Annotated in this window: 23 protein-coding genes; 20 read left to right on the top strand and 3 right to left on the bottom strand. The window is 61.2% G+C overall.

Going from position 1 to position 25,472, the window contains the following annotated elements; genetic code table 11:
- Positions 1 to 5 precede the first annotated feature (5 nt).
- Genes SynA1528_RS05470 through SynA1528_RS05480 form a run of 3 tightly spaced genes read left to right on the top strand, consistent with a single transcriptional unit; the run spans position 6 to position 4,434 of the window.
- Positions 6 to 1,223 carry a hypothetical protein gene (locus SynA1528_RS05470; protein ID WP_186588043.1) on the top strand — a complete coding sequence of 406 codons (1,218 nt, stop codon included), beginning with the start codon at positions 6 to 8 and terminating at the stop codon, positions 1,221 to 1,223.
- Positions 1,184 to 3,694: an ATP-dependent DNA helicase RecG gene (gene recG, locus SynA1528_RS05475; RefSeq protein WP_286187918.1), complete on the top strand. Its 2,511-nt coding sequence runs from the start codon at positions 1,184 to 1,186 to the stop codon at positions 3,692 to 3,694. The genes SynA1528_RS05470 and recG overlap by 40 nt, the downstream gene beginning before the upstream one ends.
- Positions 3,695 to 3,705: 11 nt before the next feature.
- Complete coding sequence (locus SynA1528_RS05480; protein ID WP_286187919.1) at positions 3,706 to 4,434, top strand: M15 family metallopeptidase; 729 nt, start codon at positions 3,706 to 3,708, stop codon at positions 4,432 to 4,434.
- Here the strand turns inward: SynA1528_RS05480 and SynA1528_RS05485 are convergent.
- Positions 4,398 to 6,155 (bottom strand): NADPH-dependent assimilatory sulfite reductase hemoprotein subunit, encoded by a 1,758-nt coding sequence (locus SynA1528_RS05485; protein ID WP_186588044.1) that lies wholly within the window; start codon positions 6,153 to 6,155, stop codon positions 4,398 to 4,400. The genes SynA1528_RS05480 and SynA1528_RS05485 overlap by 37 nt on opposite strands.
- A gap of 73 nt (positions 6,156 to 6,228) precedes the next feature.
- On the opposite strand from SynA1528_RS05485, the gene glyS reads away from it, so the two are divergent.
- A complete protein-coding gene (glyS, locus tag SynA1528_RS05490; RefSeq protein WP_186588045.1) occupies positions 6,229 to 8,391 on the top strand; it encodes a glycine--tRNA ligase subunit beta in 2,163 nt (720 codons plus the stop codon).
- Positions 8,392 to 8,450: 59 nt separating this feature from the next.
- Complete coding sequence (locus SynA1528_RS05495) at positions 8,451 to 8,687, top strand: hypothetical protein (RefSeq protein ID WP_286187920.1); 237 nt, start codon at positions 8,451 to 8,453, stop codon at positions 8,685 to 8,687.
- A gap of 21 nt (positions 8,688 to 8,708) precedes the next feature.
- Here the strand turns inward: SynA1528_RS05495 and chlP are convergent, their stop codons facing one another.
- Positions 8,709 to 10,058 (bottom strand): geranylgeranyl reductase, encoded by a 1,350-nt coding sequence (chlP, locus tag SynA1528_RS05500; protein WP_186588046.1) that lies wholly within the window; start codon positions 10,056 to 10,058, stop codon positions 8,709 to 8,711.
- Between the two features lie 108 nt (positions 10,059 to 10,166).
- Here chlP and SynA1528_RS05505 point away from each other — a divergent pair, with 108 nt between their 5' ends.
- The 12 genes from SynA1528_RS05505 to SynA1528_RS05560 all read left to right on the top strand — a co-directional run bounded on the left by SynA1528_RS05505 (position 10,167) and on the right by SynA1528_RS05560 (position 20,791).
- Positions 10,167 to 10,919, top strand: coding sequence for a M15 family metallopeptidase (locus SynA1528_RS05505; protein WP_186588047.1), 753 nt, complete (start codon positions 10,167 to 10,169; stop codon positions 10,917 to 10,919).
- Positions 10,916 to 13,435, top strand: a complete 2,520-nt coding sequence (locus tag SynA1528_RS05510) for a peptidase U32 family protein (protein ID WP_186588048.1) — start codon at positions 10,916 to 10,918, stop codon at positions 13,433 to 13,435. Before SynA1528_RS05505 ends, SynA1528_RS05510 begins: the two co-directional genes overlap by 4 nt.
- Positions 13,436 to 13,493: 58 nt before the next feature.
- A complete protein-coding gene (gene typA / locus SynA1528_RS05515; protein WP_186588049.1) occupies positions 13,494 to 15,296 on the top strand; it encodes a translational GTPase TypA in 1,803 nt (600 codons plus the stop codon).
- Positions 15,296 to 15,652: a DUF309 domain-containing protein gene (locus tag SynA1528_RS05520; protein ID WP_186588050.1), complete on the top strand. Its 357-nt coding sequence runs from the start codon at positions 15,296 to 15,298 to the stop codon at positions 15,650 to 15,652. Before typA ends, SynA1528_RS05520 begins: the two co-directional genes overlap by 1 nt.
- A gap of 52 nt (positions 15,653 to 15,704) precedes the next feature.
- Complete coding sequence (locus SynA1528_RS05525; RefSeq protein ID WP_502707734.1) at positions 15,705 to 16,115, top strand: LptA/OstA family protein; 411 nt, start codon at positions 15,705 to 15,707, stop codon at positions 16,113 to 16,115.
- Entirely contained in the window at positions 16,112 to 16,840 is a 729-nt protein-coding gene (gene lptB / locus SynA1528_RS05530) for an LPS export ABC transporter ATP-binding protein (protein WP_186588052.1), read from the top strand. The genes SynA1528_RS05525 and lptB overlap by 4 nt, the downstream gene beginning before the upstream one ends.
- On the top strand, positions 16,837 to 17,994 hold the full coding sequence (locus SynA1528_RS05535; protein WP_186588053.1) for an LptF/LptG family permease: 1,158 nt from the start codon (positions 16,837 to 16,839) through the stop codon (positions 17,992 to 17,994). The genes lptB and SynA1528_RS05535 overlap by 4 nt, the downstream gene beginning before the upstream one ends.
- A gap of 39 nt (positions 17,995 to 18,033) precedes the next feature.
- A complete protein-coding gene (gene ccsB, locus SynA1528_RS05540) occupies positions 18,034 to 18,978 on the top strand; it encodes a c-type cytochrome biogenesis protein CcsB (protein WP_186588054.1) in 945 nt (314 codons plus the stop codon).
- 278 nt (positions 18,979 to 19,256) lie between these two features.
- On the top strand, positions 19,257 to 19,637 hold the full coding sequence (locus SynA1528_RS05545; RefSeq protein ID WP_186588306.1) for an AbrB family transcriptional regulator: 381 nt from the start codon (positions 19,257 to 19,259) through the stop codon (positions 19,635 to 19,637).
- Positions 19,638 to 19,703: 66 nt separating this feature from the next.
- Positions 19,704 to 19,895 carry a hypothetical protein gene (locus SynA1528_RS05550; protein WP_186588055.1) on the top strand — a complete coding sequence of 64 codons (192 nt, stop codon included), beginning with the start codon at positions 19,704 to 19,706 and terminating at the stop codon, positions 19,893 to 19,895.
- Positions 19,896 to 20,214: 319 nt separating this feature from the next.
- Positions 20,215 to 20,616: an OsmC family protein gene (locus tag SynA1528_RS05555; protein ID WP_186588056.1), complete on the top strand. Its 402-nt coding sequence runs from the start codon at positions 20,215 to 20,217 to the stop codon at positions 20,614 to 20,616.
- 37 nt (positions 20,617 to 20,653) lie between these two features.
- Entirely contained in the window at positions 20,654 to 20,791 is a 138-nt protein-coding gene (locus SynA1528_RS05560) for a hypothetical protein (protein WP_186588057.1), read from the top strand.
- Between the two features lie 57 nt (positions 20,792 to 20,848).
- Here SynA1528_RS05560 and rpe read toward each other — a convergent pair whose 3' ends face one another.
- Positions 20,849 to 21,532 (bottom strand): ribulose-phosphate 3-epimerase, encoded by a 684-nt coding sequence (gene rpe / locus SynA1528_RS05565; RefSeq protein WP_186588058.1) that lies wholly within the window; start codon positions 21,530 to 21,532, stop codon positions 20,849 to 20,851.
- Between the two features lie 153 nt (positions 21,533 to 21,685).
- Between rpe and glpX the strand changes: the two genes are divergently transcribed.
- The 3 genes from glpX to SynA1528_RS05580 all read left to right on the top strand — a co-directional run bounded on the left by glpX (position 21,686) and on the right by SynA1528_RS05580 (position 25,435).
- Positions 21,686 to 22,690: a class II fructose-bisphosphatase gene (glpX, locus tag SynA1528_RS05570; RefSeq protein WP_186588059.1), complete on the top strand. Its 1,005-nt coding sequence runs from the start codon at positions 21,686 to 21,688 to the stop codon at positions 22,688 to 22,690.
- A gap of 31 nt (positions 22,691 to 22,721) precedes the next feature.
- Entirely contained in the window at positions 22,722 to 24,020 is a 1,299-nt protein-coding gene (locus SynA1528_RS05575) for a glutamyl-tRNA reductase (RefSeq protein ID WP_186588060.1), read from the top strand.
- A gap of 119 nt (positions 24,021 to 24,139) precedes the next feature.
- A complete protein-coding gene (locus SynA1528_RS05580; protein ID WP_186588061.1) occupies positions 24,140 to 25,435 on the top strand; it encodes a glucose-1-phosphate adenylyltransferase in 1,296 nt (431 codons plus the stop codon).
- The last annotated feature ends 37 nt before the right edge of the window (positions 25,436 to 25,472 follow it).

Consider the following 25,472-nt stretch of genomic DNA (forward strand, 5'->3'; position numbering starts at 1 on the left):
TCCAGGTGCCCGTCACGGACCCGTCGTCCGCCTATGACCCGAACGAGCAGCTGGCACGCCTGGGAAGGTTGTGCCGGCTTCGTTCGATTGCCGTCTATCGCGAACAGGCTCTCTACCTTCAGGTTCTGAGGGATGAGCTTGGCCCTGCTGTCCGTCAGGCTCTGTTCTCGTTGATGTCGGAGACGGATCCCCTCAGGCTCGATCAGCTCACGGACGGTCAGAGAATTCGCTTCCATGCGGCGAACGACAATCTGATCAACCGTTGTTCGGTTCTGCTGACGGTGGAACAGCAGATGCATCTGGCTGATCAGATCCAGCAGGAACAGCTGAGGCATCAGGCAAGGGCCAGCCGTCAGATGCTCCAGGGGCTGCAACAGGTTGCTCAGCAACAGCAGAGTGGGAATGATCCTCAGCAGGTTGATCCTTCACCTGGAGGGTCCGAAGGCTCCGTTGAGCTGAGCATGGCTCCACCCCTCGATCAACCCCAGCGTTTCGGCATTCATCCGACCCCGTCCTTCCGGCGCAAGAAGTCATCCCAGCACGATCAGCCGCCTCAGACCCAGCCTCCTCTGAGCCAGGTCCCTGCCGAACCACCACCACAGTCTGAGCCGCAACCCCCACGGGATCCTGGCGACGGCGATGTTCCAGGGGATCTCGACGTTCTCAGATCGTTGTTCGAGCTTGCTGGTGAGGCGCTTGAGCAGCCCGGAAGCGCGGGGTCATTGGTTGGATCCTCCAGCGGAGCTCCATCATCCGAGGAGCGGAACAACCTGTTACCGACCATGCCGGTGGCGTTGCTGCAGTGGATGGACGCCATGGATCTGGCCCTGGCGCGACGGCTGCGGAACCTCTCCCATGCCGTGAATGTTCAACTGCTGCGTTCCGGTCTGGCCCAAGCCCTGCTGCCGGTGAATCTGCTGGAGGCCGCCTTGAACGGTCAGATGGAAACGCAGGCGGCACCCTCCAATCTGCTGAGGCTTCAGTTGCCTCTCGCCATGGGACAGCTGGGCCCAGGGATGGATGTTCTCTGTGTGCTGGTGCGTAGCAGTGAGCTGGAATTCGACAGCTTCCGACTGCGACGTTGCCGTCGTCGCCTGCGCGACCAGCAACAGGAACTGTTCAAAATGGTTAGGCAGCAGCGCCACTGGGAGCGTCGCTGTCTGGATCGTGAAGCTCGCAAGCCTTGGCAGATTCCCTCCGATCCCAAGACCCCCGGGGACTGAACCGTGAGCAGCTCAGTGTATTGCTGTGTTGGCTCAAGCCTCTGCAGCAGGCACTTTCGCTTGAGGTTGAAACCGGTTTCAACAATCTCCAGGGCCGGCAGCAACGGTTTGATGGCTTTTTGATTCATCAGCTGTCTGAACCGCCGGCGCTGCCTTACCCCCCCGGTGTCGAGGATCGCCTGCGGGGCCTGCAGCAAGGCTTTGTTGGTTATGGGGATCTGGCAGAAAGCGGTCGCCGACGGCTGGTCACGGACACCCGTCAATGGCTGCATGAGTTGCGGCTCCGCCTTGAACCTTCAGCGCCGATGGCACCGCCGCGGCTGCGAGTGGCATCCTCCAGCACGTCGGCACCACTGCGAGAGCTGGGTCTGGACAGTCCGTTGACGCAGCTGCGTGGCGTGGGCCCGAAGCTGGCAGGTCGACTGGCCGCCATCGGTCTGCTGCTGGTGCGGGACCTGCTGAAGCATTATCCGCGAGACCACGTCGACTACGCCACCCGCCGTCGGATCGAGGCCCTCGTGGTTGGAGAAACCGCCACGATCGTGGCCACCATCCGCCGCTGCAACGGTTTCGTCAGTCCGCGCAATCCGAATCTGGCGATTCTGGAGCTGCAGCTCCAGGACCCCACGGGTCGGATCAAGGTCACACGGTTTCTGGCGGGTAAGCGGTTCAGTTCGCCGGCTTATCTCAAGGGGCAACAGCGGCTTTATCCCCAAGGGGCGACGGTGGCCGTCAGTGGTCTGATCAAAGAAGGGCCCTACGGGGTGACGTTCCAGGACCCGTTGATCGAGGTGCTGGAAAGCAGCAATGCCGAGGTGCGGTCCCGCAACATCGGTCGTCTGATGCCGGTTTATGGCCTGACTGAAGGGGTTGCGGCGGATCGCTTCCGGCAACTGATGGATCAAGTGTTGCCCCTGGCACGCACCTGGCAGGACCCCCTCAGCCAGACCGAATGTCGCCACTGGTCGTTGGTCAGCCTTCCGGAAGCATTCCAGGGACTGCACGCACCGGACGATCCGAGCCAGTTGGATCGGGCCCGGCGTCGGCTGGTGTTCGACGAATTCCTGATGCTGCAGCTCGGATTGCTGCGGCGCAGGCGAAGCCTGCGCCAGCGTCCTTCCCCCCAGCTGGAGTTGATCCGGCGCGGTGATGGGCTGGTGGGGCAATTTATGGCGTCCCTGCCCTTTGCCTTCACGGCTGCCCAGGAGCGGGTTTTCGCCGAAATCGAGGCTGATCTGCAACGTTCCCAGCCCATGGCTCGCTTGGTGCAGGGGGATGTCGGTTCCGGCAAGACCGTCGTGGCCATTGCGGCGCTGCTGAGCACCATCAGTTCCGGCTGGCAGGGGGCGTTGATGGCCCCCACAGAGGTCTTGGCTGAGCAGCACCATCGCAACCTCTGCCGCTGGCTTCCTCCACTGCATGTGACGGTGGAGTTGCTCACCGGGGCAACGCCGCGGAGCAAACGGCGACAACTGCTCGATGACCTGGCCAATGGCTCTTTGAAGGTTCTGGTCGGCACCCATGCCCTGCTGGAGGATCCCGTGGTGTTTTCCCGCCTGGGACTGGTGGTGGTGGATGAGCAGCACCGCTTCGGAGTGCACCAGCGGGACCGATTGCTCAACAAGGGCCTGCAGCCCCATCTGCTCACGATGACCGCCACACCGATACCCCGCACCCTGGCGCTGTCTCTCCATGGCGACCTGGACGTCAGTCAGATCGATGAACTGCCGCCGGGACGGACGCCCATCCGCACCGCCATGCTGACGGCTGCTCAGCGGTCGCAGGCCTATGAGCTGATCCGTGAAGCGGTGGCCCGTGGCCAACGGGCCTATGTGGTACTGCCCCTGGTGGAGGAATCCGAGAAACTCGAGCTGCGATCAGCTGTGGAGGTTCACGCGGAACTGGCCTCAGAGGTGTTCCCGGAGCTGACGGTCGGTCTGCTGCACGGTCGCTTGAACAGTGCCGATAAGCAGGCCGTGCTGCGGGACTTTGCCGACGGCTGCAGCCAGGTGCTCGTGTCCACCACGGTGGTGGAAGTGGGCGTAGATGTGCCCGAGGCCAGCGTGATGGTGATCGACCATGCCGAACGTTTCGGATTGGCTCAGCTGCATCAGCTGCGCGGCAGGGTTGGCCGTGGTGAGGCCGCCTCCCACTGCCTGTTGATCAATGGCAGTTCCAATCCTCTGGCTCGACAGCGTCTGGAGGTGCTGGTGCGTTCCAACGACGGCTTCGAGATCGCCGAAATGGACCTGCGCCTGCGGGGGCCGGGTCAGGTGCTGGGAACCCGGCAGTCCGGACTTCCCGACCTGGCGTTGGCCAGCCTGGCGGATGATGGTGCCGTGCTTGAGGACGCCCGGGCGGCGGCCCAACAGCTGATGGAGCAGGACCCGGATCTGTCCGATCACGTTGCACTTCTCTCGCTGTTGGAGGAGCAGCAGCGCCGGCTCAGCGGGGCGGCACCTCTGAACTGAACCCCTAGACCATGTCTGCTGCCAGCCAACCCATGCGTCCCTGGAGTGATCGTCCCATCCACGAGAACGGAGACGCTCTTGTGGCGTTGCCGCCGGCCTTGTTGCGGCTGGAGCCACACCCCTATGTCGAGGCCGGCGCCCCCTACGGACCGAACGCCGATCCGTTTCAACTGCGATCCGGGGTGGTGCAGCGTCTTCTGGCAGCGCAGGAGGAGCTTCAGGCCCGTCAGCCGCAGCTGCGGCTGGCCATTTTTGATGCCTGGAGGCCTCTGGCGGTGCAGGCCTACATGGTGGAGCAGGCGGTTGCAGCTGAAATCAACCGACGCGGTATCGATCGGGCTGATGCCCAGCAACTAGCCGCTGTGCGGAACGCGGTCGGACGCTTCTGGGCGCCACCGAGCCCTGATCCCTCAACACCGCCTCCCCACAGCACTGGGGCAGCGGTGGATCTCACCCTGGCCAGCCAGCGGGATGGAATCACCCTGCCCATGGGGGGAGCCATTGATGCCGTGGATGTGATCTCAGAGCCAGACCACTACGCGGGCGCGGCCCCGAACACTGAAGCAGCAACGTGGCATCAACGCCGGCAACTTCTTGCTTCGGTGATGGAAGCCGCCGGTTTTGCCCAGCACCCGAATGAGTGGTGGCATTTCAGCCATGGAGATCAGCTGTGGGCCTGGAGAACCGGAGCCACCAAGGCGATCTATGCAGCGGCACCCAGCAGCTCACTCACCGCCTGATCGCCGAGTTTCTCCACATGGTCGCCGAAGCTGCGGCGACCGCCAGCCTGTTTCCAGCTGATCAGAAGCGGTTCGATGGTTTGTTCCAGCTCATCCAGCGGCATGCGTTGCAGGAAGGGCTGGGCCAGGCGCTGCAGGTTGGCGCTGCCGCCCAGCCACAGCTGGTACTGGTTCACGCCGCTGCCCACCAGGGCCAGCTCAGCCATGTAGGGCCGTGCACAACCATTGGGGCACCCGGTCATTCGGATCAACATCGACTTGTCGATCTCGAGACGACGTAGTTGAGCATCCAGGCGATCCAGCACGCTTGGCAGGATCCGTTCCGATTCCGTGATCGCCAGACCGCAGGTCGGCAACGCCGGGCAGGCAATGGCGTGCCGGGCGAGAGGAGCGGGTGCATCGGGCAGTTCGAAGCCAAGGGCCGCTAGCTCAGCTTTGATCGTGGCCCGCTGGGCAGTCCCGATGTTGCACAGCAGCAGATCCTGGTTGGCCGTCAGGCGGATTTCCAGTTGATAGGTGTCGACGATGGCGCGCAGACCCTGCTTCATCTCACCCTTCAGCCGGCCGCAGAGAAGCGGCAGACCGACAAACCACAGACCTGCCTTCTGACGGTGCCAGCCCAGGTAGTCGAGCAGCTTGGGTTTGGGTTCGTTGCGGAGACCCTTGAGCGGTCTGGAGAAGTAGTTGGTTTTCAGCTCATTGCGGAACCAAGCGATGCCGCGATCCTCCAGCAGGTATTTCATCCGGGCGTGGCGACGAATCCGGCGGTCACCGTGATCCCGCTGCAGCGCCACGATCGCCTGGAGCAGATCAAAAACGTCTGCAGCATCCACGTAACCGAGGGGATCGGCGATGCGGGCAAAGGTCTCTTCCTTGTTATGGGTGCGGCCCATGCCACCACCCACGTACACGTTGCAGCCCCTCAGATCACCGGAAGGATCGGTGAAAGCCACGAGGCCGATGTCCTGGGTCAGTAGATCCACCGAGTTGTCACCGGGCACGGTGACGGCGACCTTGAATTTTCTGGGGAGGTAGGTGTCGCCATAGAGCGGCTCCGCCTCACTGCCGGAGAACACACCTGGCTCCAACTGGCGTTTGCGAGCGCGGCGAACGGCCGCTGGCGGGCTGAAGCGATAGCTGAGATCGCCGTCCACCCAGAGGTCGAGGTAGGAGCCTTCGGCAGCTTCAGGACTCAACAGATCGGCGATCTCGTCGGCCAGCCGCCGTGCTGCCGGGTAGCCGCCTTTTTCGAATGGAGCGGCAGGAGCCATCACATTGCGGTTGATGTCACCACAGGCCGCCAGGGTGGAACCCAGGTTGCGCACGATAGTGCCGATTACTTCTTTCAAATCGGCCTTGGGGATGCCATGCATCTGGAAGGCCTGCCGGGTTGTGGCCCGCAGGGTGCCGTCCCCCAGCCGATCGGAGAGGTCATCCAGGGCGAGAAACAACCGTGCGGGGATGCGACCACCGGGGCTGCGCAGGCGCAGCATCATCTGCCAGGTCTTGTCCTTCCCCTTCTCGCGTTTGTCGCGATCGTCCTGCTGGTAACTGCCGTGGAACTTGAGGATCTGCAGGGCGTCTTCGCTGAAATTGGGCAGTTCATTCCCAAGTTCGCTCAGCAGCGGCTCCCGCAGGTGGTCGCTGTCCAGCTTCCGTTGTTCCGCTTTTGGGAGACTGATTTCGGTCTCCTGTTGTTCAACTGCAGCCCCGTCGCTCACGCGCTTCCGGTGTTGATGAATTGAAGGTAGCGAAACGGCTTCCAATACAGTCGCCACCCGCAGTGTTGACGGCGTGACTTCAACCTTTCTTCTTGAGATCGGCACAGAGGAATTACCAGCCGATTTCGTCCGTCAGGCCCTTGACCAGCTGCATGAGCGGGTGGGCCGCGATCTGCGGGACAGCCGTCTTGACCACGGCGATGTTCAGGTCAACGGCACACCACGTCGGCTTGTGGTCCGCGTGGACGGATTGGCGGACCGTCAACCTGATCTGGACGAGGAACGCAAGGGGCCTCCTGTCGCCCAGGCCTTCAAGGATGGAGTTCCCGGCCCAGCGGCGATCGGCTTCGCCAAACGCTGCGGTGTGGATCCGTCACAGCTTGAAGTGCGCGAGACGCCGAAAGGGGATTGCGTGTTCGCCAGCGTGCGGACCGCGGGGCAGGACAGCGTTGACCTGCTTCAGGATCTGATCCCCTCCTGGATCAACGGTCTTCAGGGCCGACGCTTCATGCGCTGGGGAACCGGAAGCCAGCGTTTCAGTCGACCGATTCGCTGGCTGCTGGCCTTGAAGGGGAAGGATCTGATTCCGGTGGAACTGCCGGGTGCTGATCCACCGGTGTGCAGTGATCGTTTCAGCCGCGGCCACCGCCTGCACGGCGATCAACCTGTTCCGATCGACAGCGCTGAGGACTACAGCAACGCCCTCACATCCGCTGGCGTCATCGTTGAACGCAAGGAACGGGCTGAGCTGATCCGTTCGCAGCTCAAGGCCTCAGCGGATCAGCTCAACGGAGCGCCGGATTGTCCTGAGTCGCTCTTTGAAGAGTTGGTGGATCTCGTTGAATCGCCGCGGCTGCTGCAGGGCGCCATCGCCGATCGGTTTCTGGCGCTGCCGCCGGAAGTGATCATCACCGTGATGCAGGCGCACCAGCGCTACGTGCCGCTGAAGGTTCCTGAGGTGACTCCGGATCCTTTGCAACTGGCGGCCACTGGCGTGCTCCAACGGGAGTTCCTGCTAGTGGGCAATGGCCTTGAGCAGGCGGATGCATTGATCACCAGGGGCAATGAACGGGTTCTGGCGGCTCGTCTGGCGGATGCGGAGTTCTTCCTGGCCGTGGACCGGCGTCAGCCCAGCAGCAGCCGTCGCGATGCTCTTGAACGCGTCACCTTCGCTGAGGGGCTGGGAAGCCTGCTGGACCGTTGCCGCCGGATCGAGCGCATCGCGAATCAGCTGGTGAACCAGCTCAGCCTGGATCCGTCCCAAGGTGAGGCCGCCATCCGGGCCGCCCACTTCTGCAAGCACGATCTCGTCAGCCAAATGGTTGGCGAGTTTCCTGAGCTGCAGGGACTCATGGGTGGCAAATATTTGCTGGAGCAGGGGGAAACACGGCAGGTCGCCCTGGCGGTGGTGGAGCACTACCTGCCCCGGGGCGCCGGAGATCAGCTCCCCAGCAGCGATGCCGGTGCCGTGGTGGCCTTAGCGGAACGGCTGGAGTTGTTGCTGAGCATCTTCGCCAAGGGTGAACGACCCAGCGGGTCTTCGGACCCCTATGCCCTGCGGCGTGCTGGCAACGGCCTGTTGCAGATTCTCTGGGATCGCGGCTGGAGGCTTGATCTGAGCGGTTTCCTCCGTTCCGCGGTGGAGGACTGGGTTGGCCTGTTCCCGGAGTTCGCCATCGATGCCCCATCACTGCATCAGGATCTATGCCTGCTGCTGCGTCAGCGGATTGTCTCCCAGCTGGAGGACGAGGGTTTCGCCCCCGATCTTGTGCAGGCCGTTGCCGGAGAGTCGGTGGCGATGGAGCGCTTGCTGGCGGACCCCATGGATGTGCGCGAGCGCCTCGATCTGTTGAATTCCCTGCGCCAGTCGGAGGCGTTGCCGGCACTGATGGCGGTGGTTCAGCGGGCTGCGCGCTTGGCAGAGAAGGGTGATCTCGCAGAGAGCGATCTCTCGGTGTCAGCTGTGGTGACTCCGGAGCTCTTTGAGTCTCCAAGTGAATCAGCGATGTACGACATCCTCGGCCGGCTTGAACCTCTGGCGTCGGAACGCCGCTACAGCGATCTTGCGGAAGCCCTGGTGAAGGCCACCCCGGTGCTGGAAGCCTTCTTTGATGGCGACGACAGCGTGATGGTGATGGCGGACGACGCTCAGTTGCGCCGCAACAGGCTCAATCTTCTCGGGGTGTTGCGCAATCAGGCCGCTGTCCTGGCCAGGTTCGATCTGATCCAGATCTGACATTTTCCTGGTCAGCCTGATGGTGCAGAGCTATGGATTGTTCGTGACGAACCATCCCCATGCCTGAGGAGACCAACACCACTGAGCAGCAGAGTTCCCAACCCCCGGTTGTGATCAAGCAGGGCGGCAACGGCCTCGGAACCATCGTTGCTGCGCTGATCATCGCGGCTGCAGCGATCTATGCGATCAACGTCTGGTCCACCACCCGTAAGGAAACGGCCCCTGGCCGCAACCTGGAGAAGGGCATCGAGCGAATCAAGGACGCTGCCAGCAAGGCAGCTGATCAGCGTCAGTGATTGACTCAGTGCAAGCCACCATCAGCTGATGGTGGCTTTGTCTTCGCGTTTGGCCTGGGCCTTCACCGCCTGAACCGCTTCTTCCGCCAGGAAGTCACCATCGGAACGACCCACTGCCGATGGCACCGCTGTGTAGTTCGACGGTGCCAACGCTTCACCCCGAAGCAGGCTGCCGAGGGTGCGGAGGGTCAGCTTCACCTGCTGCCAGGGATTCATCAGCACCACGCGTTTGTAGAGGTAGCTGTCGAAGGTGAGCTTCTGAACGTCCTTGTCGTCGCACATCTCGACGAAGGCCTCTCGGGCGGCGTCATTGCGATAGAAGATCCGCTGCAAAATGTCGAGTACGGCGTAGGTGGCGCCGTACTTACGGTCCCACCGCTTGAGGTAGGTGGATTTGATCTGCTTCTCGGTGGGAATCACCGAGCCGTTCTTGGAGATCTCAACGATGGCTTCCGCGCACATCCGACCGCTTTTGGCAGCGAAATAGATGCCCTCACCGGAGCTCTTGGTGACGTAGCCGGCGGCATCACCCACCAACGCCATCCGGCCGACCACACGCCGAGGACGTGGGTGCTCAGGGATGGGGTGGGCTTCAACCTTGATCACTTCGCCCTTGAACAGGCGCTTGTTGGCCCGCTCCCGGATCCCCTTCTGCAGACCCTTGATCAGGCTCTGGTTCTGCTGCATGGTGCCGGTGCCAACGGCCACATGGTCGTATTTGGGGAAGACCCAGGCGTAGAAGTCCGGTGAAACGTCGGTACCGACGTACATCTCCGCCAGATCCTCGTAGTAGGTCATCTCTTCCGCCGGAAGTTTGATCCGTTCCTGGAAGGCGATGGCCACGTTGTAATCACCGGCATCCATCGCTTTGGCGACCCGGGAGTTGGCACCATCGGCGCCGATGATCAGGTCCACATCCAGGCTCTTCTGTTCTCCGGTGGGGCCACCGCCGCTGTAATCGGCGTAATGAAGGGTGTAGGGCCCCTGCCGGTTGCTGCCGGTGTCGATTTTCTGGACCAGACCGTTCACCAGCGTGGTGCCGAGGTCTGCGGCACGGTTTCTCAGATAGGCATCAAAGACCTCGCGTCGGCACATGCCGATGTAGGCGTTGTCGTCGTAACCGAGGGGGTCCAGCTTGATGTCCACCTCTCGATTGGACGGCGAAATCATCTTCATGTTGCGAACCTTGCGGTCGATGATGTCGTCCGGCAGGTCGAATTCCTCGACCATGCAGAGAGGAATCGCTCCACCACAGGGTTTGGCGTTATCCAGCTTGCGTTCAAACAGCCAGGTCTGGATTCCGGCCTTGGCCAGAATTTCAGCGGCGCAGGATCCACTTGGACCGCCACCGATAACCGCAACACGCAACATCTCAGTCCAACTCCGCTGGATTGATTTTTGAAGCTACCACTCAGTTGATAGCCAACGTGGGCCCCGCTGGCACACGCCCCTACGATCGAAACAACACGCATCAGCGCTGTGGCCCGGGCCTCCTCCGCGCGACGCCCTCCAAGCGGAGACATTCCCGTTGCCCGTCGGGCTGCCTCCTCCCGGCAGCGCCGTCGAGGAGCAGGTCCATTGTTCGGCCTGGCAGCGTTCATTGTGCTTGTGGCCGGTACCGCCACGGTGCTGCTGGGATCCGATCGACCAGCACCGGTGCAGCAGGCGCAACAGCTGGAAGTGGAGGGCTTCCGACAGCGTCCGGACGAGGACGGGCGGCTGCTTGGGCACTTCCGTTATGAGGAAGTCCCCGCTGATCAACGCGTCAGCTTCGAGCCCGGGATTGAGCTGCAGGTGGATGCCGCCGAGGCTCTCGACGCCATGATGCGGGCCGGTCTGGCAGAGGGCGTGGATTTACGTCTGTTGAGCGGCTATCGCTCCCAGGCGCTGCAGGAGTCGATCTTTTTTGACATCGCCTCGGAACGGAATCAGACGGCGGAAGAACGGGCGCAGGTGTCGGCACCACCGGGTTATTCCGAGCACAGCACTGGATATGCCATTGATCTGGGCGATGGAGCGGCTCCGGAGACCCACCTGTCCCAGAGCTTTGAGCAGACCCGGGCTTTTCGCTGGCTCCAGGACAACGCAGCGCGTTATCACTTTGTTCTGTCCTTTCCCAGGGGAAATCAGCAGGGGGTGATGTACGAGCCCTGGCATTGGCGTTTCCAGGGCACGGCCCAGGCGTTGCGGCAGTTTGAGGCGGCCCGGCGGTTCACCTCCAGACGCCCTTGACCAACCCTGAACTGCTCTCCCCAGCCGGTGACTGGGACTGTCTCAAGGCCGCCGTCGCCAACGGGGCCGATGCGGTCTATTTCGGTGTCGATGCCTTCAATGCCCGCCAGCGGGCGGAGAACTTCCGTATTGAAGAACTGGCAGAGGTGATGACCTGGCTGCATGAGCGCCAGGTGAAGGGGTTCCTCACCTTCAATGTGCTCGTGTTCAGCGACGAGCTGGAACGAGCTGCCGCACTGCTGATCGCTGCAGAGGGGGCAGGGGTCGATGCGGTGATTGTTCAGGACGTGGGGATCTGTCGACTGGCACGAACCCTGGTGCCGAATCTGGCACTGCATGGCTCCACGCAGATGTCCATCACCAGTGCTGCTGGCGTGGCGCAGGCGGCCTCACTGGGCTGTGAACGGGTGGTGCTGGCCCGGGAACTTGCCCTCAACGATCTGGAGCGCCTGCAGGGACAGTTGCAGGCCAGGCATCTGGCGATGCCACTGGAGGTCTTCGTCCATGGCGCCTTGTGTGTGGCTTATTCCGGTCAGTGCCTGACCAGTGAGTCCCTTGGCCAACGCAGTGCCAACCGTGGTGAATGTGCCCAGGCCTGCCGGCTTCCCTATGAATTGATCGTCGACGGCGTGCCCCGACCCCTGGGTGATCAGCGGTATCTGTTGTCTCCTCAGGATCTGGCGGCCTGGCCTGTGCTGCCGGATCTGCAGCGCATCGGCATCGCCAGCCTCAAGATCGAAGGCCGCCTGAAGGACCCGACCTACGTGGCGGCGGTGACGGATGCCTATCGCCGTGGCCTCGATCAGGGCCTTGACGCTGCAGAACCGGATGACCCCCAGCGCCAGTTGGAGCTTGCCTTTTCCCGGGGACTCTCCACGGGTTGGTTGCAAGGGGTGAACCACCGCCAACTCGTCCATGGTCGTTGGAGCAAGAAACGAGGCCCTTTGGTGGGGCAGTTGTTGCAGGTGGACCGACGTGGTTGGCTGCAGATCCGCAGCCGGGAAGCCTTGCGTCCCGGTCATGGCCTGGTGCTGGAACGCCGGTCCGCGTCACCTCTTGAGCCCCCGGACGAGGTCGGAGGGCGGGTGATGGTGGTGGAGCGGCTCGGCCGTGAGCGGTTGCGGCTGAAACTCGGTCCGGGTCGCCTCAATCTCCGCGATCTGTCCGCCGGCGCATCGGTCTGGCTCACCAGCGATCCCTCCTGGGACAGCCACTGGCAGCGGGCTGCCCAACGTCCGACCGCCGGCCAGTCCATCGGGCTGCAGCTGCGGGTTCGCGGCCGCTTGGATCAGCCACTGCTGCTCGAATACCTTCACGGTGAAACGCGAATCCGCAGCTCCATGCCCCTGCAGGCGGCCCAGCAACGTCCTCTCGATCGTCAGCGTCTGGAGGAGCAGCTGGGACGGCTTGGCGGCAGCGGTTGGTTGCTTGAACGACTGGAGCTGGATCTTGAGGGGGATTTGTTCCTGCCGGTAGCGGAGCTGAACCGGATGCGGCGGGAACTGCTGAAGCAGCTTCAGTCCCTGGAGCCCTCCCCGCCGCCGTCCCCGGCATCGTCCACGAGGACCGCTGCGGATGTTCCCTCCCTGCTGCAGCAGCTGTCCCCGTCGATCGCACCCCAGCCCTCTATGGAGGAGCCCAGCCTCGTTGTGTTGGTGCGCAGCCTGGGCCAGCTCGAGGCCCTGATCCCGCTTTCAGGCCTGCCGATCGCTTCTGTGGTGGCGGAGCTGGAGCAGCCGCGGGACCTGCGGGAAGCGGTGGCCATCGGTCGTGGCCACTGGCCCGATGGACTCTGGCTGGCGGGGGCACGGATCACCAGGCCCGATGAAGCCTGGAGTCTGGAGCCCTTGATCCGCGCCCGTCCCGACGGCTACCTGGTGCGCAATGCCGATCAATTGGAACGCCTCACGCCATTGGCTCCCTGCGTCGGAGATTTTTCCCTGAACGCGGCCAACCCCCTCAGCGTCCGCTGGTATCTGGAGCACTGGGGGCTGGAGCGGGTGACCGCCAGCTACGACCTCAACCTGCAGCAGTTGCTGGATCTGGCGGCCGGCGTGGATGCCAGTCGACTTGAGGCCACCCTACATCAGCACATGCCTTTGTTTCACATGGATCACTGTGTGTTCTGCGCCTTCCTCTCCGAGGGGCATGACCACACCGATTGCGGTCGTCCCTGTGAGCACCACAGCGTCACGTTGAAGGATCGCAGTGGCGTCGAGCACCCGTTGCGAGCTGATCTCGGTTGTCGCAACACCCTGTTCAACGGCACGGCGCAAACCGGCGTGGAGGGTCTGCCGGCTTTGCTGCAGGCCGGAGTGCGTCAGGTCCGCCTTGAACTGTTGGATGAGGATGCCGCGTCGACGCAGCGCCGGGTGAGGCTTTACGCCGATGCGCTTTTGGGGCGGCGTGCTTCAGGGGAGGTCTGGAGTCAGGAGCGGGTCCATCACCAGCTTGGCGTGACCCGAGGGAGCCTGCGTGTAAAGGGTCCGGAACGCACCAGTCAAATCTCACGTTGAGATAACCTTTCGCCCTGCGCCTTTGGGCGTTCTTCACAAATTCAAACGGTCAACCCGCATGAGCGCCCAGCACAAGGCGATTCGCAACATCGCGATCATCGCTCACGTTGACCATGGCAAAACCACCCTGGTTGATTCCCTGCTGGCGCAATCAGGCATCTTCCGCGACAACGAAGCGGTGCCCACCTGCGTCATGGACTCCAATGATCTGGAGCGTGAGCGCGGCATCACTATCCTGTCGAAAAACACGGCGGTCGATTACGCCGACACCCGCATCAACATTGTCGATACCCCCGGTCACGCTGATTTCGGCGGAGAAGTGGAGCGCGTGCTGGGCATGGTGGATGGCTGTCTGCTGATCGTTGACGCCAACGAGGGGCCGATGCCCCAGACGCGCTTCGTGCTGAAGAAGGCCCTGGAGCAGGGTCTCCGCCCGATCGTGTTCGTCAACAAGATCGACCGGGCCCGGGTGGATCCCGAGACCGCCGTGGACAAGGTGCTGGATCTGTTCATCGAGCTCGGTGCCGATGACGATCAGTGCGATTTCCCGTATCTATTCGGTAGCGGTCTCGGCGGATTCGCCAAGCCGGACATGAAGACGGACAGCGACAACATTCGGCCGCTGTTTGACGCGATTCTGCGCCATGTTCCGCCCCCGGTCGGTGATGTGGAGAAGCCGCTGCAGCTTCAGATCACCACCCTCGATTACTCCGATTTCCTTGGACGGATCATCATCGGCCGCGTCCATAACGGTGTGATCAAACAGGGGCAGAGCGCTTCCCTGATCAAGGACGACGGCAGCATGAAGAAAGGCCGCATCAGCAAGTTGCTGGGCTTCCAGGGCCTGCAGCGCGTGGAGATCGAGGAAGCCAGTGCCGGTGATCTGGTGGCTGTGGCTGGTTTTGACGACGTCAACATCGGTGAAACCATCGCCTGCCCGGATGAGCCCACCGCTCTGCCGCTGATCAAGGTGGATGAGCCGACCCTGCAGATGACCTTTGTGGTCAACGACTCCCCCTTCGCCGGCAAGGAAGGCAAGTTCGTCACCAGCCGTCAGGTGCGTGACCGTCTGCAGCGGGAGCTGCTCACGAACGTGGCCCTGCGCGTCGAAGACACGGACTCACCGGATCGCTTTGCCGTCAGCGGCCGTGGCGAACTGCACCTGGGCATCCTGATCGAGACGATGCGGCGCGAGGGCTACGAATTCCAGGTGTCGCAGCCTCAGGTGATCTTCCGCACCATCGACGGCACCCCCTGCGAACCGGTGGAAACCCTCGTGATGGACGTGCCTGAGGAGGCCGTCGGCGGCTGCATCGAGAAACTGGGCACCCGCAAAGGGGAAATGCAGAACATGGAGACCGGTCAGGACGGCCGCACCCAACTGGAATTCATCGTTCCGTCCCGCGGTTTGATCGGCTTCCGGGGTGAGTTCATCCGCACCACCCGCGGCGAGGGGATCATGAGCCACTCCTTCTTTGAGTACCGGCCGATGCTGGGTGACTTCGACACCCGCCGGAACGGAGTGCTGATCGCCTTCGAGGAAGGCACCGCCACCTTCTACGCCCTCAAGAACGCCGAGGACCGCGGTCAGTTCTTCATCTCGCCCGGCACCAAGGTTTACAAGGGCATGATCATCGGTGAGAACAATCGTCCCCAGGACCTGGAGATCAACGTCTGCAAGGCCAAACAGCTCACCAACATGCGCTCCGCCGGTGCTGAGGAACTCGACACGCTGCAGGCACCGGTGCAGATGACCCTCGAGCGGGCCCTGGAATATATCGGTCCTGACGAGATGCTTGAGGTGACGCCGGAATCCATCCGACTGCGCAAGCTGCCAGCCAAGAAGATGGCCAAGCGCTGATGGTTGAGGCGGATCCCCGCTTCCAGGACGCCATCCGCCTTTTCAACATTCAGGAGTGGTACGCCGCCCATGACGTGTTGGAGGAGATCTGGCATGAAACCGCCGATCCGGAACGACGCTGCCTGCAGGGACTCCTGCAGGTGGCGGTGGCTCAGCTGCATCTCCAACGGGACAACCAGCGCGGAGCCACGATCCTTTTCGGGGAGGCCCTCGGCCGATTGCAACGACCGGGCACTCCGGATCTAGGGCTCGATCTGCAGGCGTTGTGCCGTTGCGTCCAGGAGCGATTGGTGCAGTTGCAGCAGAACGGTGATCCCGAGTCCTGCACTGTCCCCGTCCTCAATCCCTCCCCCTGAAGTGTCGGTAGTGTCCGTCAATTCCTGCTCTCAACCGGTGGTCATCAGGGCGATGCGTCGACTTCGATCAGCTCTGTTCGTGCTCCTGTCCCTTCTGGTTGCAGGCCCCATGGAGCCGATGGCTGCTGAGGAGAGCCTTGGACACGGGTTGATCACCATCGAATCCGATCAGCAGTCCGCCGACAACAGCACCGGTGTCGTCACCGCCAGCGGAAATGTGCGGATTGTGCACGCGGACCGTGGCGTGGTGGCCACGAGCCGTCAGGCTCAGTATTTCACCAAGGAGGAGCGAATCGTTCTCCGTGGCGATGTGGACGTGGTGCAGAACGACGGGCATGCCCTGAGGGCGGATCAGGTCATTTACCTGCTGCGGGAGGATCGCGCCAAGGCCGTCCCCGTGGAGGGGGGCCAGGTCTTCAGTCAATGGTCTCTGAAGGACCCGTCATCGGGCACCGAACCATGAGCCTCTCCCTGGAGACGGTGTCCATCAGCCTGGGCGGCAGGCAGTTGGTCAACCGCGTGAGTCTTGATCTCTCACCCGGTGAGGTGGTTGGTCTGCTGGGACCCAACGGAGCTGGCAAGACCACCACCTTCAATCTGGTGATTGGTTTGCTGCGGCCCGATACCGGTGTGATCAGCCTCGATGGTGAGGTTGTATCGACCCTGTCGATGCCAAAACGGGCCAGGCTGGGACTCGGCTATCTGCCGCAGGAACCCAGTGTCTTTCGTCAGTTGACGGTTCGTCAGAACCTTGAAATTGCCCTCGATCAGATGGATCTGAGTTCGCAGCAGCGTCGTGATCGCCGCGACCAGTTAATCGAGGACTTTCACCTGGTGGCGTTTGTCGATCGCTGCGGCTACCAACTGTCGGGTGGTGAGCGGCGCCGCTGTGAAGTGGCCCGGGCTCTGGCTGTGGGTTCGGAGGGCCCCCGCTATCTGTTGCTGGACGAACCCTTCGCGGGGGTGGATCCCTTGGCGGTGGCTGATCTGCAGGAGCTGATCCAGGAGTTGCGCTCGCGCGGGATGGGGATCCTGGTCACCGATCACAACGTCCGGGAGACCCTGGCGATCACGGATCGGGCTTACATCCTCAACGACGGATCGATTCTGGCCAGTGGGCAGTCCGAGACCGTGGCGAACGATCCTCTTGTGCGCCGTCACTACCTCGGGGAGGCCTTCCAGCTGTGATTGCTGTGCTGAACCGCTGGTGTCGTCGAATTCCCCTGCTGGATCGCTGGTTGATCGGCGAAATCCTGGCGCCCTTGCTGTTTGCGGTGGCGGCTTTCACGGTGGTGGGGCTTTCCATCGGTGTGATGTTCGAGCTGGTGCGCCGGCTGGTGGAGGACGGTCTTCCGGCTTGGATCGCCTTGCAGGTGATGGTGCTGAGCTTGCCGCGGTTCCTGGTGCTGTCGTTTCCGATGGCCACGCTGTTCGCCACCCTGCTGGCCTACAGCAAGCTGACGGCAAACAGTGAACTCACGGCCTTGCGCAGTGTCGGGGTCAGCACCGTGCGTCTGGTGGTGCCTGCTCTGGTGCTGTCAGCTCTGCTGACGGGCATGACGCTGCTGTTCAACGATGTGATCGTTCCCAAAGCCAACACCCGGGCTGAAGTCACCCTGCAGAAAGCCCTGGGACGAGCCCTGGCAACTGAAAAGGGCAAAGACATCATTTATTCCCGTTTCGGCAGGGTGTCGCAACCGGGGTCTGATCGCAGTGGTCGCGGCCTCAAGCAACTGTTTTATTCCCGCCGCTTTGACAAAGGGGAGATGGTGGATGTCACGGTGCTGGATTTCTCACGGGCTGGTTTCCGCCAGATGCTTGTGGCTGAAAGGGCTCTCTGGAACGAGGCTGAGGCCAAGTGGGAATTCCTGGATGGTCAGATCCTCACGCTCAACCTCAACGGCAGCACCACCCGGGTGGATTTCGATCGCTACCTCTATCCCCTCAGTTCTGGTCCCCTGAAGGTGGCTCGACTGCCGGATGACGCCAACAACATGACGATCGCTGAAGCGATCAAGGCCGAGCGCATCGAAGCGGAAGCCGGCAATGTCAAAGCCGCCCGCAAGCTGCAGGTGCGGATCCAGGAGAAGTTCACCTTCCCCATGGCCTGCGTGGTGTTCGGTCTGATCGGCAGCAGTCTCGGTTCGCGACCGGGCTCGCGAACCAGTCGCAGCCAGGGCTTCGGCATCAGCATCCTGCTGATCCTTGGCTACTACGCCCTCAGTTTCAGCTTCAGTTCCCTCGGCGTGAAGGGTGTTCTGCCAGCGCTGCTGGCGGCCTGGCTGCCCGTGTTGATTTCCCTGGGGGCTGGCTCTCTGTTGCTGCGCCAGGCCAGTCGTTGAGTTGCCCCGGCAGAATTGATTTCATCAGGACACTTCTCGGTGCAGTCCCTTCCGTTTGATCTCGTCACCGGCCTCGGGTTCGGAGCCTTTCTGCTGCTTCTGCTGGCCCTGCCGCTGGCCTTCTGGGCTGTTTCCTCCAAAGCCCGGACCGGCATCGTTCAGCTGCTGGTGGCGCTGGCCAACCTGCTGCTGACGGCTCAGCTGGTTCTGCGTTGGTGGGAATCCGGCCATTTCCCGATCAGCAACCTGTACGAGTCTCTGTGCTTTCTGGCCTGGGCCTGCACCCTCACGCAATTGCTGGTGGAACGCTCCTGGCCATCACCGATCGTGGCCGCTGCCGCCACGCCGATGGGTCTCGGCTGCATTGCCTTCGCCAGCTTCGCCTTGCCGGATCAGTTGCAGAGTGCTGCACCGTTGGTGCCTGCCCTCCGCTCCAGCTGGCTGGTGATGCATGTGAGCGTAATCATGGTGAGTTATGCCGCTCTTCTGGTGGGTTCCCTGCTTTCATTCGCCGTGCTGGTGACGGATCGGGGGGAAGCTCTGGAACTGCGCAGCAGCTCGATCGGCAGCGGTGGTTTTCGCCAATCGGTCGCTGCCACAGAAGGGGGCGTGCTGCAGTTGCAATCCGTTCAGCTGAGCACCACGGAGCAACTGGACAGTCTCAGTTACCGCACCATCACCGTTGGCTTCCTGATGCTCACTGTTGGCATCGTCAGCGGAGCTGTGTGGGCCAACGAAGCCTGGGGCAGCTACTGGAGCTGGGATCCGAAAGAGACCTGGGCACTGATCTGCTGGCTGGTGTATGCGGCTTATCTGCACACCCGTCTCAGCCGTGGCTGGCAGGGGCGCCGTCCGGCCCTTGTTGCCGTGGTGGGTCTGGTGGTGATCGCGGTCTGCTACATCGGGGTGAATCTGCTTGGCATCGGTTTGCATAGCTATGGCTGGTTCTTCGGAAGCCTTGTTATTCCGGGCTCTAGTCGATAACCCGCAGAGAAGTGAATCTCTGACGCTTGCCCTTCGCCGATCGCCCCTTCTAACTCCAAAGAGCGAGTGCGACTTGGTTGATGTTGAAGATTTCAGAGGCTGGTCCAGTGATTTTGTCTCTGGATTGGTCGAACGATTGATTTCCAACCGATGAGGTCTTGGGGAAAACCCCAGGGAAGAGCTCCATTGAGAATGGCTCTCTTCATCTGATTCCAGATCAGGCACTTGTTCTTTGATTGCGAGATGTTCTAATGGAGAAGTATGAAATTCCGAATGCAATGCTGACTGGTTCCGACCTTCTCAATCGGGTCAAAGAACTTGGTGATATCAGTAAAACTGACCTTGCCAGGGGTTGTGGCTACGTCTCCACCAAAAAGGACGGCGGCGAGCGAGTCAATTTCACGGCGTTCTACGAGGCTCTTCTGGAAGCCAAGGGGGTCAGCCTGTCCACCGGTGGATCCGCTGGTATTGGTAAGGGTGGTCGGAAGCTGTCTTACATCGCGACGGTTCAGGGCAACGGAAATCTCCTGGTGGGAAAGGCCTACACCGCAATGTTGAACCTGAATCCTGGAGATGAGTTCGAGATAAAGCTTGGCAAGAAAGCGATTCGCCTGATTCCTGTTGGAGGCAGCGAAGAGGACGAGTCCGGCGAAGAGTGATTCCGCGGCAACAAACGCCGATGGTCCCCTGATTCCTTAAGGTCTCAGGGGATTTCTTTTGAGTCGATGCCTTATCAGCCTTCAAAGGAGCACCTGGATCGACAGATTCCCAAAGCCGTTAAGGCGATCAACGAAACTTTGAAAAACCTCAGCAAATCCACCGGTGCTGACGAACGGTTTATCAGCTTGATGCTGGATTCTCTAGCTCGACAGTGGGAGTACAAGAACCCCAGCCGCGAAGGCTTTGGCTTCCGCTAGAGGAAACACCGCTTCGGCTGAAACAGCTTTGCTGGATCGTTACAGCAAAAAGAGGAAAAGCACGATCCATGCCGTTCCAATAAAAAAGATCTTGTCTGGACCTCGATCGATGTCAAACAGTTCGTAGAGCCCTGGATTCATTGGCACAATTTTTCAAGGTTTAATCTAATCGCTGCTTGGCTGCATTGTTGTCTGGCCGCCTCGTCGTTGCCAGTGCCCCATGAGGGGGTGAACCCTGAACCTTTCCCCCATCATGACGACGCTGAACGATTGGTTTGGCCTGCTGTCAATCTGTTGCTGAGATAACTCCCATCCCCGCGTGACCTCTATCAGCGGCAACTACAGCGGGGACCTGCGTTGTACGTCGGTGCACCGCCCATCGGGATCAGCCCTGGAAACCGATGCTCCTGCAGATAACCAAGGCCGGGGTGAGCGCTTCTCTCCCACCGATTTGGTGGCAACAGCCCTGAACACCTGCCTCCTGACGATCATGGGGATCGTTGCCGAGCGCCATGGCTGGGATCTCCTGGGCTGCAAAGCCCGTGTTGAGAAGGTGATGACCACGGAGCCTCCTCGCAAAATCGCCTGTCTTGAGGTGTGGATCGAGCTCCCTGCTCATCTCGATCCAAAGGCCCGCAGGATTCTTGATAAGGCTGCTGAGAACTGCCCGGTCAAACTGAGTCTGGAGGCAAGTATTCCGATGATCTTCCACTGGAGCTGAGGCTTTCTCAATGGTCCAGGGCCGGTTCATTCATTCCTTGCGTTCAAGCAAGCGCCGTGCCTGTCGTCGTTGTTCACCGCCCTACCGACCGGTGGATGTGCGTCCTTTGGTGATCTGTCTGCTCATTGCTGTGGCCGTGTTGATGGGGATTGCTCTGTTGGTTCTGATTGCATAGCCATACAAAAAAGCCCCGGCCTTAGCCGGGGCTCCATCAGCAAGCCTGAGGCTTGAATCAGACCAGAACCGCCTCTTTGCTGCTGCTGTTGCGGATGCCCTTGATCGCTTCCGCGTAGTCCGGCTGGTTGAACACACCGGAACCGGACACGATGGCGTTGGCGCCGGCTTCGATCACCTTCCAGGCATTGCCGGCTTTGACGCCACCATCCACTTCGATCCAGGGATCCAAACCACGCTCGTCGCACATGCGGCGCAGGTCGCGGATCTTCTGAACCTGGTTCTCAATGAAGCTCTGCCCACCGAAGCCGGGGTTCACGCTCATGATCAGCACCAGATCACAGAGCTCGAGGCAGTACTCAAGGGTGTCGAGGGGGGTGCTTGGGTTCAGCACAGCACCAGCCATTTTGCCGAGATCCTTGATCTGGGCCAGGTTGCGATGCAGGTGTGGGCATGCTTCCACCTGAACGGAAATGATGTCAGCGCCGGCCTTGGCGAAGTCAGGAACGTACTTCTCGGGCTCAACAATCATCAAATGAACGTCGAGGGGCTTCTGGGTCACCGGGCGCAGGGCTTCGACGATCAGAGGTCCGATCGTGATATTGGGGACAAATCGTCCATCCATCACGTCCACATGGATCCAGTCCGCGCCGGCCTCATCCACAGACTTCACTTCATCGCCGAGACGGGAGAAATCAGCCGACAGGATCGACGGAGAGATCACCAGGGGCTTGGTGCTCATGGAGAAGGAGCGCGGAATGCGCGGTGATTTTAGGGACCTCGGCAACCACTGATACAGTGAGCCGCGCTCAGGCGTCGAGATCCATTGCGGCAAGGGCAGATTGCTCTCCCTGATGGAGTCGCCAGCCCCCTTCACCCCACCATCCGGAGTCCCGTGGACCAGACCCTGATTCAGGAAATTCTCGAGGTCGTTGAGCAAGCTGCCATCGCCTCCGCCAAGCTCTCCGGCAAAGGCCTTAAGAACGAAGCCGACGCCGCTGCAGTGGAAGCCATGCGCAAGCGCATGGGCCAGATCCAGATGCAGGGCCGCATCGTGATCGGTGAAGGTGAGCGCGACGAAGCTCCGATGCTTTACATCGGTGAAGAAGTCGGCAGTGGCACTGGTCCAGGCGTTGACTTCGCCGTCGACCCCTGCGAAGGCACCAACCTCTGCGCCTTCAACCAGCGCGGTTCCATGGCTGTGCTCGCCGCGTCCGACCGCGGTGGTCTGTTCAACGCCCCCGACTTCTACATGAAGAAGCTGGCCGCACCCCCGGCCGCCAAGGGCAAGGTGGACATCCGCAAGTCCGCCACCGAGAACATCAAGATCCTCAGCGAGTGCCTTGGCCTCGCTGTTGATGAACTGACCATCGTTGTGATGGATCGTGCCCGTCACAAGGATCTGATCGCTGAGATCCGCGCCACCGGTGCCCGCATCCAGCCGATCTCCGACGGTGACGTCCAGGCTGCGATCGCCTGCGGCTTCGCCGGCACCGGAACCCATTGCCTGATGGGCATCGGCGCTGCTCCTGAGGGGGTGATTTCCGCTGCTGCCATGCGTGCTCTGGGCGGCCACTTCCAGGGTCAGCTGGTGTACGACCCTGCCGTGGCACAGACCTCTGAGTGGGCCGACATGACCAAGGAGGGCAACTTGGCTCGCCTGGCGGAAATGGGCATCACAGATCCCGACAAGGTTTATGAGGCCGAGGAGCTGGCCTGTGGTGAGCACGTTTGTTTCGCTGGCAGCGGCATCACGGATGGCCTGCTGTTCCACGGGGTTAAGTTCGAACGCGATTGCACGCGGACCAGCAGCCTGGTGATCAGCAACTTGGATGACACCTGCCGCTTCACCAACACCGTGCACATCAAGGACGGCGCCCAGAGCATTGCTCTGAGCTGATCGTCACGTTTCGGTTGAAAGGAGAGTCTCCATGCACATTGCCGTTGTCGGCCTCAGTTATCGCACGGCACCGGTGGAGATCCGGGAACGGCTCAGCATCCCTGAGCAGACCATGGAGACCTCCCTTCAATCGCTTCGAGGTCACGAACAGGTGCTGGAGGCGTCGATCCTCAGCACCTGCAATCGCCTGGAGATCTATACCCTCGTCCGGAATCCCGATCTCGGTGTTTCTGCGGTCAGTGAATTCCTGAGCGGTCACTCCGGTCTCGCTACAGGAGATCTGACACCTCATCTCTTCAACTATCACCACGAAGACGCAGTCGATCACCTGATGCGGGTGGCCGCTGGTCTCGACAGCCTTGTGGTGGGTGAAGGCCAGATCCTCTCCCAGGTCAAGAAAATGATGCGCCTGGGGCAGGAGCACAAGTCCCTTGGCCCGATTCTCAACCGCCTGCTGACGCAGGCCGTCAGCACCGGAAAACGGGTGCGTAGTGAGACCAATCTCGGCACCGGTGCCGTGTCGATCAGTTCAGCTGCCGTGGAGCTGGCGCAGTTGAAACTCGGCCAGTCCCGCGGTCAGGATCAGTTGGTCACGCTGGAAAGCGAGCAGATCGCTGTCGTTGGAGCGGGGCGCATGAGTCGCCTGTTGCTGCAGCATCTGCAAGCGAAAGGAGCCTCCGGAGTGGTGTTGCTGAACCGCACGGTGCAACGGGCGGAGCTGCTGGCGGCTGACTTCCCCGATCTGCCGGTTCAGTGCCGCCCTCTGACTGACCTTGACCAGTGCCTGAGCACCTGCTCACTGGTCTTCACCAGCACGGCTGCAGACGACCCGATCATCGATGCCGCTCGATTGCAACCCCTGAACCGCCGCAGCAAGCTGCGGCTAATCGACATCGGTGTGCCGCGAAATATCGCTGCCGATGCTGCCGCTGTGGATGGGGTCGACTCCCACGACGTGGATGATCTTCAGGAGGTCGTGGCGCGCAACCAGGAGGCCCGTCAAGCCATGGCCCGCGAAGCTGAACAGCTCTTGCAGCAAGAGGCTCAGCAATTCCTTGAGTGGTGGGACAGCCTCGAAGCCGTTCCCACCATCAACCGCCTGCGCTCGTCGATGGAATCCATCCGCGTGGAGGAATTGCAGAAGGCCCTGAGCCGGATGGGGCCGGATTTTTCTGCGCGGGAGCGGAAGGTTGTCGAAGCCCTCAGCAAAGGCATCATCAACAAGATCCTGCATACCCCTGTCACCTCACTGCGGGCGCCCCAGGCCCGACAGGAGCGTCAGCAGGCTCTTCGCACCGTGGAACGCCTCTTTTCGCTGGGGGAGGACTGAGTTTCAGACCTCAGTCCCGTCTTGATTCGCACCAATCTCGTCTGATCTGTCGGAAAGGACGGTTGAACCTGGTGAAACTCCGGTAAGTTCTTGCGGCAACGCCGATCTGGGGTTACGGCATGAAGCGGGTATTGGCCATCATTCTCGGCGGCGGGGCAGGGACTCGTCTCTATCCGCTCACCAAGATGCGTGCCAAGCCGGCAGTACCTCTGGCCGGTAAGTATCGACTCATTGATATTCCCATCAGCAACTGCATCAACTCGAACATCAACAAGATGTACGTGATGACGCAGTTCAACAGTGCGTCGCTGAATCGTCACCTCAGCCAGACCTACAACCTCAGTAATTCCTTCGGCCAGGGTTTTGTTGAGGTGCTCGCAGCCCAGCAAACCCCTGACAGTCCATCCTGGTTTGAGGGCACTGCCGATGCCGTTCGTAAATACCAATGGTTGTTCCAGGAATGGGATGTTGATGAATATCTGATTCTTTCCGGAGACCAGCTGTACCGCATGGACTACAGCATGTTTGTTGAGCATCACCGCAGCACTGGCGCTGATCTCACCGTTGCGGCCCTTCCCGTTGATCCGAAGCAGGCTGAAGCCTTCGGCCTGATGCGCACAGATGACGAAGGCAATATCAAGGAGTTCCGCGAAAAGCCCAAGGGTGATTCGTTGCTGGAGATGGCGGTGGATACCAGCCGTTTCGGGCTCAGCGCGGATTCAGCGAAAGAGCGGCCATACCTGGCCTCCATGGGCATTTACGTCTTCAGCAGAGACACCCTGTTCAATCTTCTCGACTCCAATCCTGGATACAAGGATTTCGGTAAGGAGGTCATTCCGGAAGCCCTCAAGCGTGGTGACAAGCTCAAGAGCTACGTCTTTGATGATTATTGGGAGGACATCGGCACCATCGGCGCGTTCTATGAGGCCAACATGGCTCTCACCCAGCAGCCAACACCGCCCTTCAGTTTCTACGACGAGAAGTTCCCGATCTACACCCGTCCCCGTTATCTCCCCCCGAGCAAGTTGGTCGACGCTCAGATCACCAACTCGATTGTTGGAGAAGGCTCCATTCTCAAATCCTGCAGCATTCATCACTGCGTTCTCGGCGTCCGTAGCCGCATCGAAAGCGATGTGGTTCTTCAGGACACTCTGTTGATGGGTGCTGACTTCTTTGAGTCCAGTGATGAGCGTGCTGTCCTTCGCGAACGTGGTGGTATTCCGGTCGGGGTGGGTCAAGGCACTACGGTGAAGCGAGCCATTCTTGATAAGAATGCGCGGATCGGATCCAACGTCACGATCGTCAACAAGGATCACGTCGACGAAGCTGATCGCTCCGACCAGGGTTTTTACATCCGCAACGGCATTGTCGTTGTCGTCAAGAACGCCACCATCCAGGACGGCACTGTGATCTGACGGATCTCGTTTTCTGTCGCTACGGCGACAGCGAGTG

This window comes from Synechococcus sp. A15-28, assembly GCF_014280175.1.
Taxonomy (GTDB): domain Bacteria; phylum Cyanobacteriota; class Cyanobacteriia; order PCC-6307; family Cyanobiaceae; genus Parasynechococcus.

Excerpts from the sequence above, each read along its gene's own strand:
- SynA1528_RS05550 (WP_186588055.1), top strand. The coding sequence starts at position 19,704 with ATGCCTTATCAGCCTTCAAAGGAGCACCTGGATCGACAGATTCCCAAA.
- SynA1528_RS05480 (WP_286187919.1), top strand. The coding sequence starts at position 3,706 with ATGTCTGCTGCCAGCCAACCCATGCGTCCCTGGAGTGATCGTCCCATC.
- SynA1528_RS05525 (WP_502707734.1), top strand. The coding sequence starts at position 15,705 with ATGCGTCGACTTCGATCAGCTCTGTTCGTGCTCCTGTCCCTTCTGGTT.
- SynA1528_RS05495 (WP_286187920.1), top strand. The coding sequence starts at position 8,451 with ATGCCTGAGGAGACCAACACCACTGAGCAGCAGAGTTCCCAACCCCCG.
- SynA1528_RS05580 (WP_186588061.1), top strand. The coding sequence starts at position 24,140 with ATGAAGCGGGTATTGGCCATCATTCTCGGCGGCGGGGCAGGGACTCGT.
- rpe (WP_186588058.1), bottom strand. The coding sequence starts at position 21,532 with ATGAGCACCAAGCCCCTGGTGATCTCTCCGTCGATCCTGTCGGCTGAT.
- typA (WP_186588049.1), top strand. The coding sequence starts at position 13,494 with ATGAGCGCCCAGCACAAGGCGATTCGCAACATCGCGATCATCGCTCAC.
- SynA1528_RS05545 (WP_186588306.1), top strand. The coding sequence starts at position 19,257 with ATGCTGACTGGTTCCGACCTTCTCAATCGGGTCAAAGAACTTGGTGAT.
- SynA1528_RS05575 (WP_186588060.1), top strand. The coding sequence starts at position 22,722 with ATGCACATTGCCGTTGTCGGCCTCAGTTATCGCACGGCACCGGTGGAG.
- SynA1528_RS05520 (WP_186588050.1), top strand. The coding sequence starts at position 15,296 with ATGGTTGAGGCGGATCCCCGCTTCCAGGACGCCATCCGCCTTTTCAAC.
- chlP (WP_186588046.1), bottom strand. The coding sequence starts at position 10,058 with ATGTTGCGTGTTGCGGTTATCGGTGGCGGTCCAAGTGGATCCTGCGCC.
- lptB (WP_186588052.1), top strand. The coding sequence starts at position 16,112 with ATGAGCCTCTCCCTGGAGACGGTGTCCATCAGCCTGGGCGGCAGGCAG.